Annotated in this window: 13 protein-coding genes; 4 read left to right on the forward strand and 9 right to left on the reverse strand. The window is 63.4% G+C overall.

Translation table 11 applies throughout. The annotated features are described in order from the left end of the window. Positions 1–5: 5 nt before the first annotated feature. From BJY26_RS02620 to BJY26_RS02635, 4 genes are all read right to left on the reverse strand, one after another. Positions 6–968: a glutamate ABC transporter substrate-binding protein gene (locus BJY26_RS02620; protein ID WP_179425415.1), complete on the reverse strand. Its 963-nt coding sequence runs from the start codon at positions 966–968 to the stop codon at positions 6–8. Between the two features lie 30 nt (positions 969–998). Continuing rightward, positions 999–1,766 carry an amino acid ABC transporter ATP-binding protein gene (locus tag BJY26_RS02625; RefSeq protein ID WP_179425416.1) on the reverse strand — a complete coding sequence of 256 codons (768 nt, stop codon included), beginning with the start codon at positions 1,764–1,766 and terminating at the stop codon, positions 999–1,001. 198 nt (positions 1,767–1,964) lie between these two features. After that, complete coding sequence (locus BJY26_RS02630) at positions 1,965–3,833, reverse strand: APC family permease (protein ID WP_244953884.1); 1,869 nt, start codon at positions 3,831–3,833, stop codon at positions 1,965–1,967. A 211-nt stretch (positions 3,834–4,044) separates the two neighbouring features. Then, a complete protein-coding gene (locus BJY26_RS02635; protein WP_179425418.1) occupies positions 4,045–4,839 on the reverse strand; it encodes a putative protein N(5)-glutamine methyltransferase in 795 nt (264 codons plus the stop codon). Positions 4,840–4,991: 152 nt separating this feature from the next. Here BJY26_RS02635 and BJY26_RS02640 point away from each other — a divergent pair, with 152 nt between their 5' ends. Beyond that, positions 4,992–5,519 (forward strand): adenine phosphoribosyltransferase, encoded by a 528-nt coding sequence (locus tag BJY26_RS02640; protein ID WP_179425420.1) that lies wholly within the window; start codon positions 4,992–4,994, stop codon positions 5,517–5,519. Here BJY26_RS02640 and BJY26_RS02645 read toward each other — a convergent pair. The 3 genes from BJY26_RS02645 to BJY26_RS02655 all read right to left on the reverse strand — a co-directional run bounded on the left by BJY26_RS02645 (position 5,509) and on the right by BJY26_RS02655 (position 8,039). Further along, positions 5,509–6,297 carry an alpha/beta fold hydrolase gene (locus BJY26_RS02645; protein WP_179425422.1) on the reverse strand — a complete coding sequence of 263 codons (789 nt, stop codon included), beginning with the start codon at positions 6,295–6,297 and terminating at the stop codon, positions 5,509–5,511. The two genes, BJY26_RS02640 and BJY26_RS02645, sit on opposite strands and share 11 nt — an antisense overlap. A gap of 65 nt (positions 6,298–6,362) precedes the next feature. Beyond that, positions 6,363–7,298 carry an SDR family oxidoreductase gene (locus BJY26_RS02650; RefSeq protein ID WP_179425424.1) on the reverse strand — a complete coding sequence of 312 codons (936 nt, stop codon included), beginning with the start codon at positions 7,296–7,298 and terminating at the stop codon, positions 6,363–6,365. A gap of 81 nt (positions 7,299–7,379) precedes the next feature. Continuing rightward, positions 7,380–8,039, reverse strand: a complete 660-nt coding sequence (locus BJY26_RS02655; RefSeq protein ID WP_218852224.1) for an SRPBCC domain-containing protein — start codon at positions 8,037–8,039, stop codon at positions 7,380–7,382. 254 nt (positions 8,040–8,293) lie between these two features. On the opposite strand from BJY26_RS02655, the gene BJY26_RS02660 reads away from it, so the two are divergent. The 3 genes from BJY26_RS02660 (at position 8,294) to BJY26_RS02670 (ending at position 10,910) form a co-directional block, all read left to right on the forward strand. Continuing rightward, a complete protein-coding gene (locus tag BJY26_RS02660) occupies positions 8,294–9,169 on the forward strand; it encodes a MetQ/NlpA family ABC transporter substrate-binding protein (protein WP_179425426.1) in 876 nt (291 codons plus the stop codon). A 69-nt stretch (positions 9,170–9,238) separates the two neighbouring features. Then, the gene (locus tag BJY26_RS02665) at positions 9,239–10,249 is read left to right on the forward strand and encodes a methionine ABC transporter ATP-binding protein (protein WP_237248817.1); all 1,011 of its coding nucleotides are present in this window, start codon (positions 9,239–9,241) and stop codon (positions 10,247–10,249) included. Between the two features lie 4 nt (positions 10,250–10,253). Beyond that, positions 10,254–10,910 carry a methionine ABC transporter permease gene (locus tag BJY26_RS02670; protein ID WP_179429735.1) on the forward strand — a complete coding sequence of 219 codons (657 nt, stop codon included), beginning with the start codon at positions 10,254–10,256 and terminating at the stop codon, positions 10,908–10,910. A gap of 123 nt (positions 10,911–11,033) precedes the next feature. Here BJY26_RS02670 and BJY26_RS02675 read toward each other — a convergent pair whose 3' ends face one another. Both BJY26_RS02675 and BJY26_RS02680 read right to left on the reverse strand, forming a co-directional pair. After that, positions 11,034–11,801, reverse strand: a complete 768-nt coding sequence (locus BJY26_RS02675) for a glucose 1-dehydrogenase (protein ID WP_179425430.1) — start codon at positions 11,799–11,801, stop codon at positions 11,034–11,036. Between the two features lie 11 nt (positions 11,802–11,812). Then, positions 11,813–14,566, reverse strand: a complete 2,754-nt coding sequence (locus tag BJY26_RS02680) for an MGH1-like glycoside hydrolase domain-containing protein (protein ID WP_218852225.1) — start codon at positions 14,564–14,566, stop codon at positions 11,813–11,815. Between the last annotated feature and the right edge of the window lie 27 nt (positions 14,567–14,593).

The following is a 14,593-nucleotide window of genomic DNA, read 5'->3' on the forward strand; positions in this document are numbered from 1 at the left end:
TTCGCTCACTTGCCGGTGGTGATCTTCGGCGGCTTCGGTGCCTCCCCCGACAGGCTGTCCTTCAGCGTCGCGTCCCAGACCTTCTTCCAAAGCCCGTCCTTCTCGATCTTCCGCAGCCAGTCGTTGACGAACTTCTGCATCTCCGGGCGGTCCTTGGCCAGGCCGATCCCGTATGGCTCGGTGCTGAACGGCTTGCCGACGACCTTGACCTTGTCGGGATTCTGCTTTGCGTCGCCGCCGACGATCGAACCATCGAGCACATAGGCGTCGGCGCGTTCCTGTTCGAGTGCTTGCAGGCATTCATCGTTGGTGTCGAGCAACAGCAGCTTCGGATTTTTCAGTTTTTTCTTCAACGTCCCGACCGCCGACGAAGCGGTTTCCGTGCAGATCTTCTTACCTTCGAGATCCTTCACGTTTTTGATGTCGTTCGTATCCTTGCGCACCAGGATAGTGTCGCCATCGGAAAAGTACGGTCCCGCGAAGTTGACCTGTTTGGCCCGCTCGGGCGTAATCGTGTAAGTGGCGATCACGACGTCCACCGTGTGGTTCTTCAGCACCGCTTCCCGCGTCGCCACTGTGATCTGCCGGCGTTCGACTTTGGGCTTGCCGATGATGTACTTGGCGAACATTTTTGCCAGCACCGCATCGAAACCCGTGTACGTGCCGGACACCGGATTCTTCAGGGAGAACAGCGGGCTCGTCGCGGTGCCGCCGACTTTGAGGACACCGGCCTTCTTAATCTTTGCCATGGCCGAGCCGGCCGGAATTTCCGACGCCTTAGCGATGGGCGCCTGTTTGACGATAGCGGCACCGGCAGCTTTGTCGCTGCCGACTCCCGAGCTCGATGTGCTTCCCGGACTCTTTGCCGACCCGCTATCGGCGCAACCCGCCAGCGAGAACGACGCTGCCACGGCTGCCGAGACCGTGACGACAATCACCGAGCGCGTGGACCTCCGGATCCAATTCATGAGCTTCCTTCTTTCCTGATGGGGACAGCGTCAATGCGAAAGCAATTTCGATAAGAAGTCCTGGGCACGTTCGGTTCGAGGATTGGAGAAGAATTCGTCCGGCTCCGCCATTTCCACGATTCGCCCGGCGTCCATGAACGCGACCCGGTCGGCCGCCTTCCGGGCAAACCCCATCTCGTGGGTGACGACCAGCATCGTCATTCCCTCTTTCGCGAGTTCCACCATGACGTCGAGTACCTCGGTGATCATCTCCGGATCGAGCGCGGATGTCGGCTCGTCGAAAAGCATGAGAGACGGATCCATGGCCAACGCCCGGGCGATCGCTGCACGTTGTTGCTGACCGCCGGACAACTGGGCCGGAAGTTTGCCGGCTTGTTCGCCAATGCCCACGCGGTCCAACAGCTCATGGGCCCGCCGCTCGGCTTCCGCCCGCGGACGCTTACGAACTTTGATCGGGCCGAGCGTCAGGTTCTGCAGGATGGTCTTGTGCGCGAACAAGTTGAAGCTTTGAAACACCATTCCGACATCTGCGCGCAGCCGCGCCAGTTCGATGCCTTCCGGAGGGATCGCCCGTCCATCGACGAGGATGTCGCCCGAATCGATAGTCTCCAGCCGGTTTAGCGTGCGGCAAAGCGTCGACTTCCCGGAGCCCGACGGGCCGACCACCACTACTACTTCGCCCGGTTCGATTTCGAGATCGATGTCCTGCAGTACGTGCAGGTCACCGAAGTATTTGTTGACGCCGTGCATTTGCGCGCGAGGGGTTCCACCGCGCCGTGCGGTGTCCGGTACCGACATGCGGAGGTCCTTCCCCTAGCCCGAGCCAACACTGTTGCTGACGCTAAGGTCGGCCGAGCCGGCTGTCAAGGATTTTCGGTGCGGCAAACTCACGCAAAACGCGGCGGCGCGTCAGGAACGCCCCGTCATGACGGGGCGTCCTATACGCCGCGGCGCGTTTTGCGGTTCAGCGGGCGACGGGCGGGCGGCGAGAAGTGCTCAGTCGCCGTCGGCTTTCGCAGCTTCCAGCCCCCGTTCGTATCCCGCAACGATGTCCTTGATCTCCTCGGTCGCAAAGCCCGTACGAACTCCCCAGACGTACGCGATGATCCCGACGACGACCTCAGCCACGATGCCCCACGGGAAGATGAGAACCGGGTCCTTGAGCGGCCCGTAATCGCCCAAGTACGCGATTTGGAACGACGCCAGCAGCAACCAGATGAGCCACCAGTTCGCCGTCACATGCCGCCGCGCCTGCGCCGAGCTCAACAGCCAAATGGCCACGCAGTACGCGATCACGAGCGCACAGAAGACGATGTCGTACACGATGAACGACCAGCCGCCGGGCCGCTGACCGCCGTTGGAGGTCAGCACCCAACCTCCGGCATAAGCGACCCACACCCACAGCACGAAGAAGACGATGCTGACTATCGCACTCCAGATCGGCGACATCCAGCCGCGCCGCCACGCATAGTACGCCGTGAAGATCGGTAGCCCGATGAAGGTGGCAGTGAAAACGTTCGCCAAGGTCGAGAAGCCGCCCCAATACAGGATCAACACTGCGGCAAGAAAGGAGATGACCGACCAGAAGTTCGCCCCGCGCAGGCGGAACGGGCGCGGCAGCACGGACGCCGTCCGGCGCAATACCGGCAGGCTCACCCCGCCCATGATGTACGTGAGCACGGCGGCCGAACTGATGAAGCCGACAAGCTGATACCAGCTCGGAGCCGGGACGAAGAAGACGCAGCCGACGACTGCCGAGACGACCAAAGCGAGCCACGGGATACCGAACCTGTTGTTGGATTGGAAGATCGGCGGGATATTGCGAGCCACGCCCAGGCCGTATCCGGTGCGGGCGCCCGTGCCCAGATAGACCCAGCCGGTGGCCAGAGGCGATACGGCGGCGTCGATCAGAAGGAACGTGCCAAGAGCGGCGAGTGCGGCAATGTTCGCCGAGTCGAGCGCGTGGAAAAGCGGCCCGTCGGCCCAACCGCCGTTCACGAGTTTGTCCCACTGCCCGGGTTTGAGGCCCATGTCTGCCCAGTTGATCGCACCGATGAAGGCGACCTGCAGCAACGTGTAAATCACTGCCGGGATCGCAATCGATCCAAATGTGGCCCACGGGACGTCGCGCTGCGGATTCTTGGATTCGCCGCCGTAGTCGAGGGCTTGCCGGAAGCCGAGCAGGGAAAAGATGATGCCCGTGGTCGCGATTGCGTGGAAGATCGGCGGAGCGCCCTCCGGAGCAAATCCGCCGTACGCGTGAAAATTGCTGCCGTTCAAGATGAAGAACAAGAAAATGAAGGTAATGGTCGGCAGCGCGATCTTCCAGATCGTGACCCATCGGTTGGACTCGGCAAGGAATTTCGCACCAAAGAAATTGAGCACGAAGAAAACGAGCATCAGCACGACGCCGCTGAGGATTCCGACCGGCCAGCTGAGCACGTCGACGCCGGCCTTCGTCGTCAGGAAGTGCGCTTCGGGAAAACGCCCGCCCAGATAGGTCAGCACGGCTTCGGCTTCGATTGGCGGGATGGACACGACCGACAGCCAATACGCCCAGCCGATGATCCAGCCGGACAGGGAGCCGTGGGTCAGGTACGTGTAGCGGACGATGGCACCGGAACGCGGCAGCATCGACCCGAGTTCGAGGTAGGTCAAGGCGATCAGGAAGACCAGGATCGATGCGATGATCCACGACAAAATCGCTGCCGGACCGGCGACTCCGGCGGCTGCCAGCACGCCGAACAGCCAGCCGGATCCGATCTGGGCGCTCACGCCGAGGAGGAGAAGTTGAGTGAGGGAAAGACTTCGTTTTAGGCCTTTATCCGAGTCTTCGAATGATCCTTGTTGCACTTCATCGGCCATATCGGCCACCCCTTTTGTGTTGCGGCTGGATGAAGATTATCACTGTGTGCGCCGGCCGGCGGAGAAATCAACTACTCGAATCCAATTGCGTTCTTCGCGTTTTTCGCTGAACTCCCGGCGCGATTATTCGTGTGATTTCCAGGTGGCCGCGATACATAATCACCAAGCGGCACGGCGGGAAATACCTGCGCAATTGGCGTCGGCCGCGCAGTCAGCGACTGCCGATCACGATTGTCGAATCGTGATCGGCGGACCGCAGGATTCGCGGCTTCAATCCTGCAGCGGCAAAGATGCCGGACGCCGTCTCGGCTTGGCGCTCACTCGTCTCGACGAGAAGCTGTCCGGCCCGCGTCAACCAGTCGGGGGCCCCGGCAGCGATCCGGCGCCCGACGTCGAGCCCGTCGGGCCCGCCGTCCAACGCCGTTCTCGCCTCGTGGTTCCGCGCTTCCGACGGCATCATGACGATCTCGCCGGTCGGCACGTACGGCGCATTGGCGACGATGACGTCGATACGTCCGCGCAGCTCCGCCGGAAGTGCTGCGAACAGGTCGCCTTCGACTGCTTGCCCGCGGGCACCGACATTGTGCCGAGCACACCCCACGGCTACCGGATCGATGTCCGCGGCGTACACCTCCGCACCGATCCCCGCCTCGATCGTCGCTGCCGCCACTGCGCCGACGCCGCAGCACAAATCGACAAGCACGGGTGATGCGGTTTCGGCGGAGCGAGCGCACCGGATGGCTTCCAGTGCCAGATATTCGGTCCGGCGCCGAGGGACGAAGACTCCGCGTTCAACAGTCAGGCGCAGCCCTAAGAATTCGGCCCAGCCCAGCAGGTACTCGAGCGGCTCGCCGGAGATGCGTGCTGCGACAAGCCTGTCGAGCTCAGCGGTCGACGAAGCTTCGGCAATCAGCAGACGCGTCTCGTCGTCGGCGAATACGCATCCGGCCGCGCGCAGGGCGCCAACAATTTCCGAAGCTGCTTCGTCGTCGACGGCAAATTCCATACCGTCAATCTATGGCATCTCGCGCTGCTGCCCCTCGCGGTGCCAATCGATTGATTTATCGGACGGCCGCCAGTGTGCACCGCGAATTCATTCCGCGGCGGTTTCGCGACGGCCGCTCGAAGCATTCGTCCGGCATGCCCTACCGTTGAGGGGTGGAATCCGCTTCAGCTCGCGAACTCGTCCTGTCCGAACTCGTCACGGTTCCCGACTTTCCGGAACCCGGAATCAGGTTTCGCGACCTGACCCCGGCGTTCGCAAATCCGCACGCGTTCCGCGTGATCGTCGACACGCTGACCGCAAAGTGCGGGGCGATTGATGCCGTCGCCGGAGTCGAGGCGCGCGGGTTCCTGTTGGCGGCGGCAGCCGCCTACGCGACCGACACGTCGCTTTTGGCCATCCGTAAAAAGGGCAAACTGCCCGGATCGGTTCTGACCGAGTCGTACGATCTCGAGTACGGCAACGACGCGCTCGAGATCTCACCCGATCATGCACCGCCCGGCACCCGGGTGCTACTGGTGGACGACGTGCTGGCCACCGGCGGCACGCTCGCCGCAGCCGCGCGCCTGCTCACGCGCGCCGAGTACGTCGTTGCCGGTGTCGGCGTCGTCCTTGAACTTGCTGAGTTGAATGGTCGCTCAGCGCTGCCGGGCCAGGATATTCACGCTATCCTCACGCTGTAACCGCGCCGCGTCCATGGCCGGCGATGAAGTCGAGGACGGTGTCGGACACGTCCGGGAACTCGGCGAAGTACCCGTGCCGGGCGCCGTCCAAAATCACCAGCCGCGAATCCGGAATCCGCTCTGCCGCAATCGACGCGTTGCGGACCGGCGCAAGTTCGTCGTCCGAGCCGTGCACCACTAAAGTCGGGGCCGCAATATGCGACAACGCGTCCCACCCGTCGTGTCCTTCGCTGGCCTTGTAATGCAACGCCAAGGTCTGCCGGTTGTGCGGCTTGGCCAGCGGCGCCGTCGATTGCATGTCGTTCGCATCGATCCACTCGGGCGTGTAGAACAACTCGAGCAGTGCCCGCCGGTCCGTACCGATCAGGATTTGTGTCGCGCGGCGCGAACGCCGGACGCCGTGTGCGTCACCGGGCGTGGTCGACCCCAGGACAAGCGCGCCCACCCGGTCCGGGTGATCGGCGGCCAGCCATTGCGCAATGCGCCCGCCCATGGAAAACCCGTACACATGGGCACGGTCGATCCCGAGGTCGTCGAGAATCGCGACGGCGTCTGCTGCCATCCCCCGCGTCGTATAGGGCTCGTCGACGGGGCCGTCGCTCTCGCCGACTCCGCGATGGTCGTACGTGACGACTGTGTGCCTGCTCGCCAGCCGGTCCACCTCGGTGCCCCACGAGCTATGCGGCAACGCTTGCCCGGCGATCAACAGGATCGGAGTGCCCGCTCCCGACGTCCAATACCGAATCCTCGTGCCGTCCGGCGCCCACGCAAAAGCCATCCGCACAGCTTACCGACCAGCCCGCTTCGACGGCGTCCGGCACAAACTACTCAGGCGCAAACTACTCAGGCATCGTCCGGGACGAAGTCGGCGAGCGCAACTCCGGTGAGCGTCTCCGCCTCTTGCCACAGCCGGGCGGCATCGGCTCGGTCTTCCGCGCGTTTGACGACGCGCGCCGACGTCGTCGCGCCGGTCAGACCCATGAATCCGCCGGGCCCGTAGTATCCGCCGTTGGCCGCGCCGGGAGCGGTCGCCGCGAACAGCAACGGTTCGGCGCCCGCGGACGGGTCTTGGCACGGGACGACGTGCTCGGCCATCTTGAAGGCGCTTGTTCGCGGCTTGTCGCGTCCGAGGCTCGCCCCGGACTTTTGCAGATTGGTGCGGGTGAACCCGGGGTGGGCTGCGACACTGCGCAAACTCCACCCGCGCTCGGCGCTGATGCGGGCCAGTTGCTGCGACATGACGAGGTCCGCCAGCTTCGACTGGGCGTAGGCGAGGTTGGCGCTATACCCTTGCGTGCGTTGCAGATCGTCGAACCGCAGTTTGCCGACGTTGGCCATACCACTCGACATGGTCGCCACCCGCGGCCGTTCGGCGGCCAACAACAGCGGCAACAACCGCACCGTGAGGGCGAACGGACCCAGGAAGTTGCTCTCGAATTGCAGCTCGAAACCATCGACGGTCGTGAAGCGTTCGGGCGGCGCCATCACTCCGGCATTGTTGATCAGGACGTCGATCGGGTCACCCTGCGCCGTCAGCTCGTCCGCGAACTTTCGCACCGATGCGAGATCGGCCAAATCCAAATGACGCACGTCAAGCGACGCCTGCGGGTGGGCAGCGCGGATCTCGTCACGCGCAGCCTCGGCCTTGGACGCCGTCCGGCACGCCATGATGACGTGCGCCGACGCGGCCGCGAGACGCGACGCGATCTCCTTGCCGGTGCCGCTGTTCGCGCCCGTGACGATGACGCGGCGCCCGGACAGGTCTGGAACGTTGTACATGTCTGACTCCTTGTTGCCATTCAATCGCGTCAACCTGTCTGAACGCTCAGAACCGCGCGGAATTCTTCACCCGTTGGACCGCTAACTATCGGCCGTATAAACGGCAATGACGCGATCGGCCGCGGCATCGGCCTCGTTGGGCTCGGTGCCGGAGGCGACGCTTGCGGCACGCCAGGCATCGCTGCTCAACTTCATGAACTGTCTGCCCTCGCTCGAGGCGCCCCATTCGGCTCCCGATTCGGGGTTCACCGACTCGCCGCTCTTGATATGGCTGGCCAGTCCCATCAGACTCATGTCCCAGCCGATGCCGACCGCACCGGGCCCGTATTCCGCCCATTGGTCGTCGTCGACGTGAGCGATGTGTTTGAGCTCGAGCACCGATTTCGCATCCGCGGCGCGGCCGAATTTCGGCTCGATCCAGCTGGCCTCACCGCCGAATTCCCAGGTCGCCGTGAACCGCTCGGGTGGCTTACAGGCCTCGATGCGTCCGCCCGCATTGCCTTCGAGTTGATATCGGCCGCCGATGCGCAGGTTTCCGCTCACCGGCAAGAACCACCTCGAGATCTTCTCGGCAGTCGTGCACAGTTCCCAGAGCTCCTCGACCGAGACGTCGAATTTCTGCCGCAGGCCGACGACACGCGCCCACCCGGTGTCGAGGACCCTGGTGCCCACCGAGCGGCTGACGGATTCTATTTGAGTTTCGACATCGATCACGGGGTGCTCCTTCAGTTTGCGACGCACGCGACTTCGTTACGAGTACCTACATCTTGGCCGTAAGTGGGGCTGCGCGTCCACGTTTGCCCCGATCGGGCCCGCTCCGCGCGGGTCTCCCACTATTCGCGGTGCAGCCGCGGCAGCTTAACAATGCGTCACACATTTTGATGCGGCAATTCCGCCCTCGCTACTGTGAATTCGCGCCGCGTGCACCTGTCGCGGCAGCGCATGCCTCCCACCAGTGAGCCGCATGCTCCACGCACCGATAAAGGAACACGACGATGAGACTGAAACCCCTGAAATGGCTGGCGATCGCACCCTTGTTCGCCTTGATGGCAGCCTGCGGGGCAACCGATTCGTCCTCAGTCGACAAGACAGTCAACCTGGGCGTGACGGACGGCGCCGAACACTACTGGACGGTGTTCCGGAACGAGGCGAAGGCGGAGGGCATCACCGTGAAGTTCACGAACTTCACCGATTACAACCAGCCGAATCCGGCGCTCAAGCAAAAGCAACTGGACGTCAACGAATTCCAGCACATCCAGTACCTCGCCAATTACAACGTGAAGAGCCACGACGACCTCGCCTTCATCGGTTCGACGGCCGTCTATCCGCTGCCCCTTTATTCAACGAAGTACAAGTCGGTGAAGGATATCCCCCAGGGCGGCCAAGTAGTCATTCCCAACGACGCCGTGAACGAGGCTCGGGCACTCCTGGTGTTGCAGTCCGCGGGGCTGATCAAGCTGAAGAACGGCGGTACGACTGCGTCAACGCCCGCGGACATCGTGCCCGGCAGCGCGAAGGTGAAGGTCACGCCTGTGGACGCCGCGCAGACGACCGCCAATTTGCACAATGTGGCCGGCGCCGTCATCAACAACAATTTCGCCACGAGCGCGAAGGTGCCGACAAGCAAGATCATTTTCCAGGTCAGTCCGAAGGGCTCGGCATCACTGCCGTACGTGAACGGTTTCGTGGTGCGCGCCGACGACAAGGACAACCCGACCTACAAGAAACTCGTGAAGATCTATCATTCGAAGAAGGTCGAAAAGGCCGTCAAGTCCGATCTGGGTCAGACCGGCGTCCTCGAGAACATCCCGGCAAAGAAGCTGCAGTCCGAGACGAAGAAGATCGAGAAGCAGATCCGTGCCGGCCAGTAAACCGGCGGGATCGTCGTCGGCCGCGATTTCGCGAGCACGCCGGTGACGGCCCCGGTCAGTTTCCGCAATGTGACCAAACGCTTCGACGGCTCGAAATCCGGACAGGTTCTTGCCGTGGACGACGTCAACCTCGAGGTTGCGGCGGGCGATGTGATCGGCGTCGTCGGTTATTCGGGGGCCGGCAAGAGCACCTTGGTGAGGCTGATCAACGCACTCGAGCTGCCGACGTCCGGACACGTCGTGGTGGACGGCGACGACCTCACGATCATGAACGAGCGGCAATTGCGCGAACTGCGCTCGAATATCGGGATGGTCTTCCAGCAGTTCAACCTGATGACGTCGCGGACGGTTGCCGGCAACGTGGGCTATCCACTCAAGGTGGCGGGCTGGTCGCGCGCCGACCGGAACAAACGCGTGGCGGAACTGCTCGAGTTCGTCGGCATCGCCGATAAGGCGCGCCAGTTCCCCAGCCAACTCTCCGGCGGACAAAAGCAGCGCGTCGGGATCGCGCGCGCACTGGCCACGTCGCCGAAGATCCTACTGGCGGACGAGGCAACAAGCGCGCTCGACCCGGAGACGACCGGCGACGTGCTGGCACTCTTGAAAAAGATCAACACCGAGCTCGGCACCACCATCGTCGTCATCACTCACGAAATGGACGTGGTGCGCAGCATCTGCAATACGGTCGGTGTGATGAGCGGCGGCAAGCTTCTCGAGTCAGGCAGCGTGTACGAAGTGTTCAGCAATCCGCGGTCGTCGGAGACCAAGCGGTTTATCGAGACGACGCTGAAGGACAAACCGTCGCCGGAGACGCTCGCCCGGTTGCGGCACAGCCATCCGGGCCGGATCGTGTCGGTCGGCATCAGAGAGGGAACGGGTTCACGGACGACGCTGTCGGACACGTTGCGCCGGTTCGATGTGCATTCGACAATGATCTACGGAGGAATCAGCGAGATCCAGCAAAAGCCGTTCCGCTCGCTCACCTACGAACTCAGCGGCAATGAACGCGACGTCGAGGCGCTCGTGATCGCGCTGCGGTCGGTCACCGATCTTCAGGATTGGGGGTCGTCCGGTGAGTAATTCAATGGGGCTGGCCGGACTGTGGCCGACTCTCTTCACCTCGATCGGTCAGACCATCTACATGGTGTTGACGACGTTGGTGCTGGCCGGGATCTTCGGTCTGGCGATCGGCGTCCTGCTCTATGCCACCCGCAAGGGCAACATCCTGCAGAACGCAGCAGTCTTCAACGTGCTGAACGTGCTGGTGAACGTGATACGGCCCATCCCGTTCATCATCTTTCTGGCCGTGGCTCAGCCGCTGACCATCGCCGTCATCGGCACGTCGATCGGCACCACGTCCGTGATCTTCCCCATGGTGTTGATGGCGTCGTTCGTCGTCGGCCGTGTCGTGGAGCAGAATCTCGTGGCGATCGACCCCGGGGTGATCGAGGCTGCGCGGGCGATGGGCGCCGGTAAACTGCGGGTCATTCTCACGGTGCTCATCCCGGAGCAGCTCGCGCCGTTGATCCTCGGCTACACGTTCATGTTCATCGGCATCGTGGACATGTCCGCCATGGCCGGGTACGTCGGAGGCGGCGGCTTGGGCAATTTCGCGATCGTGTACGGCTACCAGCAGTTCAACTACACGGCCACTCTTGTCACTGTCGTGTTCATCATCATCCTGGTACAGGTGGCGCAGCTGATCGGCAACGTGCTCGCCAAGAAGTTCCTGCGCCGCTGATCCTGCTCTCGAGTGGTGGCGAGGGGCTGCCAAATCGCAGATTTGGCAGCCACTCGCCACCACTCGGCGCGAGGGGAGAGCCGTTCGCCACCACTCGGCGCGAGGGGAGAGCCGTTCCGCCGTTTACAGCCCGACGCTGCCCTGCATGAGGCCGCCGTCGGCGAACAGCGTCGTGGCCGTCACGTACTTTCCCTTGTCGGATGCTAAGAACACGACGACGTCGGCGACTTCCTCCGGCTGTGCCATCCGCCCGAGCGGGATCGCGTCGTTCAGCGTCTTCATCTTCTCCGGATCGTCCATTGTCGACTGGTTGATCGGAGTGGCGACCGCGCCCGGCCCCACGTTGACGACGCGGATGTTGTGCTCGCCGAGTTCGACCCCGGCGGTGCGCGTGAGCATCCGCGTGCCGCCCTTCGACACGCAATAGGCGATATTTCCGGGCATCGGCCAGTCCTCGTGCACCGACGACACGTTGACGACCGATCCTCCGCCGCCTTGTTTGATGAACTGCTTGGCGGCCAGCTGCGTGCCGAAGAAGGCGCTCTTGAGATTCACGTCGATCACCTTTTGGTAATCCTCTTCGGTCGTCTCGAGCACGGAGGTGCGCGTCTCGATGCCCGCGTTGTTCACCATTGCGTCGAGGCGGCCGAAGTTCGCCACGGCGGCGTCGACCAGTTCCTTCAGATCCGCGACCTTGCTGACGTCCGCCTTGACGCCGACTGCTTGTCCGCCGGCTTTCTCCACCTTCGCGATCACGTCTTTGGTCTCATCCGGGTGCACGATGTAGTCGATGACGATGTTGGCGCCCTCTGCGGCAGCGGCCAGCACTATCGCCTCGCCGATCCCGCTATTGCCTCCGGTCACGATGAGCGTCTTGTCTTTGAGTAACATGCACGAACTCCTTATTCGGTGATGCGGACTGTGTCAGAGGTGGAATTGCCGGTCGAATTGCCGGTGGAACTGCGCCGACAGATCAAATGCGCCACGAACGCCGTCCAGCCGGTTTGATGCGAGGCGCCGAGTCCCTCCCCGGTGTCGCCGTGGAAATATTCGCTGAACGTCGGATGGGCCGTCCACAGCTCGCCGCTGCCGTGGTCGCGCGGTGTTCCCGGACGACGTCCGTCGGCTCCGGGTCGGAACAAGCCGATGAGTCGTTCGTCGAGATCGCGTGCGGCCCGCGCCGAGACCGAGTGAGCGCCGGCAGCGCTGTACGTGTGCAGCGCGTCGGCAAGCAGCACGTTGACGGGGAACCACACGGGCCCGCGCCAGTTCGAATTGCCGCCGAACAGCGCCGTGTCGGACTCGCCCGGGTTGTAGCGGATGCTGAGCGGTTCGCCGCCGACGTCAGCCGTGTACGGGTCCACGTATGCGGCCGACAGCGCGCGCACGCCATAGGGCGACAAGAACTCCGATTCGTCGAACATCCACCCGAGCACGGCGCGCAGTTTGGCGTCGTCCAACAGAGAGAACGTGATGGTGTCGGATTGTTCGCTGACCAATTCCCGTGTTGCCTCCGGCCGGCGCCGGCGCAGGTAGTCGAGTCTGCCGGCCAGCTCGGTCAACCCGTTGAATTCCTCCTTGTCGAAGCTTGCCACGGCCACGAGGGGCAAGAGCCCGACCATCGATCGCACGCGGAGCCGCTGGAAACTGCCGTCCTGCTTGACCAGCACGTCGTAAAAGAACTGATCGCCGTCGTCCCATAGCGAGACCGCGTGCGAGCCGAAGTTGTTCATGGCCGCGGCGATGTCGAAGAAGTGCCGCTGGAATTTCACGGCGATGTCCTGCCATGCCGGGTCCTTTCGGGCCAGCTCGACGGCGATCTGCATCATCCCGAGGCAATAGAACGCCATCCAGCTCGTCGCGTCGGACTGCTCGAGCCGCGCTCCCCCGGGAGGCGGCGCCGACCGGTTGAACAGCCCGATGTTGTCCATCCCCAGGAATCCGCCCTCGAACAGGTTCGATCCGTCGGCGTCCTCACGACTGACCCACCACGAGAAGTTGAGAAGTAATTTGCCGATGACGCGGATCAGGAATCCGGTGTCGCGCTTGCCGTCGAGGCAATACACCTTCCAGGCGGCCCACGCGTGCACTGGCGGATTCACGTCACCGAACGCCCATTCATACGCCGGCAGTTGACCGTTGGGGTGCATTGCCCATTCGCGGCACAGGAGCAACAGCTGCTCTTTGGCGAACTCCGGGTCGATCTCGGCAAGCGTCACACAGTGGAATGCCAGATCCCAGGCCGCGAACCACGGATACTCCCACGCGTCCGGCATCGAGATGACGTCGGCCAGGTCGAGATGGCGCCAGCGGACATTCCGGCCGGGCGGCTTCGTGGATTGGCGGGACGGCGGCGGCGCGGGCTGTCCGGGGTCGCCGTCGAGCCACCGCTTCACCGAGTACGTGTACAGCTGCTTGCCCCACAGCAGGCCGGCAAAGGCGCGGCGCGCCACGAGCGTGTCGTTCGGGGATGTCTGCGGCGGGATGACGCATTCGTAGAATTCATCGGCTTCGCGCGCCCGTTCCCTGCGGATCCCGTCGAATTCGATGCCGAACGGTGTGCCGGCCTCTCGGCTCCCCGTGGCGCTCGTCGCCGATTCGGCGCGGAGCCGGAGGCGTACCGTGACGGTGTCACCGGGCTCGACCGCGTCGAACACGTAGTGAAATGCCGCCTTGGTGCCCGTGCCGTGCGGATTGAGCATTGAGTCGTCTCCCTCGACGACCGCCTTGTTGACGGCGTCCTTGGGATACGGCGATCGATTCGCCGCGGAGCCGAAGATCGCCACGGCGTTTGTCTCGTTGTCGCAGACGAGCGCTGCAGGCGTTCCCTCCGCACTCAGCACGTATGCGCCAAGCTCGTCGTGGCGCGCTCGAAACGCACTGACGCCGTCCGATCCCGGCAGGATGCTCACCTCGGGCTTGGCCGGGCTCTCCGAATTCTCGTCGCGCCCCGAATCGCCCCATGCCCACGTGTTGCGGAACCACAAGTGCGGAATCAGATGGAGCGGCGCCGTATCCGGGCCGCGGTTCGTGGCCGAGATAGTGATCAGGATGTCGTCCGGCGCGGCCTTGGCGTACGTGAGCCGCACGTCGAAGAATCGATCGTCGTCGAGTATGCCGGTGTCGGACAGCTCGAATTCGCGCTGAGTGCGGGTGCGGCGTGCGTTTTCGGCGATCAGTTCCCGGTACGGATATGCCGCCTGCGGATAGCGGTAGAGCCAGTCGGCCCACGAATGCGTCGGCGTCGCGTCGACCGGCCACCAATACTCTTTGACGTCTTCGCCGTGGTTGCCCTGTCCGCCCGTGACGCCGAACTGCCGTTCCTTGATGCGATCGTCGTTGCCGTTCCACACGGCCAGCGCGAAGTTCAACGTTCCGGTGATATCGCAAATACCGCCGAGCCCGTCTTCGCCCCACCGGTACGCTCGCGCGTGCGATTGGTCGAACGGAAAGTAAGTCCAGGCGTTGCCGTCGGCGGAATAGTCCTCGCGAACCGTACCCCACTGGCGGGCCGAGACGTACGGTCCCCACCGGCGCCACGCGGCCACCTCGTCCGGCGACGCGGCAAGGCGCGCATGTTCGGCGGTGGGCGGACCATCGGATGCAAGGTCGGCTTCGGGTGCAAACTCGCTGCCGGCCTCCGCATTCACGTCCATGCCAGAAGTGTGCCACTATCCGCCGGG

The organism is Spelaeicoccus albus (assembly GCF_013409065.1).
GTDB classification, from domain to species: domain Bacteria; phylum Actinomycetota; class Actinomycetes; order Actinomycetales; family Brevibacteriaceae; genus Spelaeicoccus; species Spelaeicoccus albus.

Excerpts from the sequence above, each read along its gene's own strand:
- BJY26_RS02620 (WP_179425415.1), bottom strand. The coding sequence starts at position 968 with ATGAATTGGATCCGGAGGTCCACGCGCTCGGTGATTGTCGTCACGGTC.
- BJY26_RS02625 (WP_179425416.1), bottom strand. The coding sequence starts at position 1,766 with ATGTCGGTACCGGACACCGCACGGCGCGGTGGAACCCCTCGCGCGCAA.
- BJY26_RS02630 (WP_244953884.1), bottom strand. The coding sequence starts at position 3,833 with ATGGCCGATGAAGTGCAACAAGGATCATTCGAAGACTCGGATAAAGGC.
- BJY26_RS02635 (WP_179425418.1), bottom strand. The coding sequence starts at position 4,839 with ATGGAATTTGCCGTCGACGACGAAGCAGCTTCGGAAATTGTTGGCGCC.
- BJY26_RS02645 (WP_179425422.1), bottom strand. The coding sequence starts at position 6,297 with ATGGCTTTTGCGTGGGCGCCGGACGGCACGAGGATTCGGTATTGGACG.
- BJY26_RS02650 (WP_179425424.1), bottom strand. The coding sequence starts at position 7,298 with ATGTACAACGTTCCAGACCTGTCCGGGCGCCGCGTCATCGTCACGGGC.
- BJY26_RS02660 (WP_179425426.1), top strand. The coding sequence starts at position 8,294 with ATGAGACTGAAACCCCTGAAATGGCTGGCGATCGCACCCTTGTTCGCC.
- BJY26_RS02670 (WP_179429735.1), top strand. The coding sequence starts at position 10,254 with ATGGGGCTGGCCGGACTGTGGCCGACTCTCTTCACCTCGATCGGTCAG.
- BJY26_RS02675 (WP_179425430.1), bottom strand. The coding sequence starts at position 11,801 with ATGTTACTCAAAGACAAGACGCTCATCGTGACCGGAGGCAATAGCGGG.
- BJY26_RS02680 (WP_218852225.1), bottom strand. The coding sequence starts at position 14,566 with ATGGACGTGAATGCGGAGGCCGGCAGCGAGTTTGCACCCGAAGCCGAC.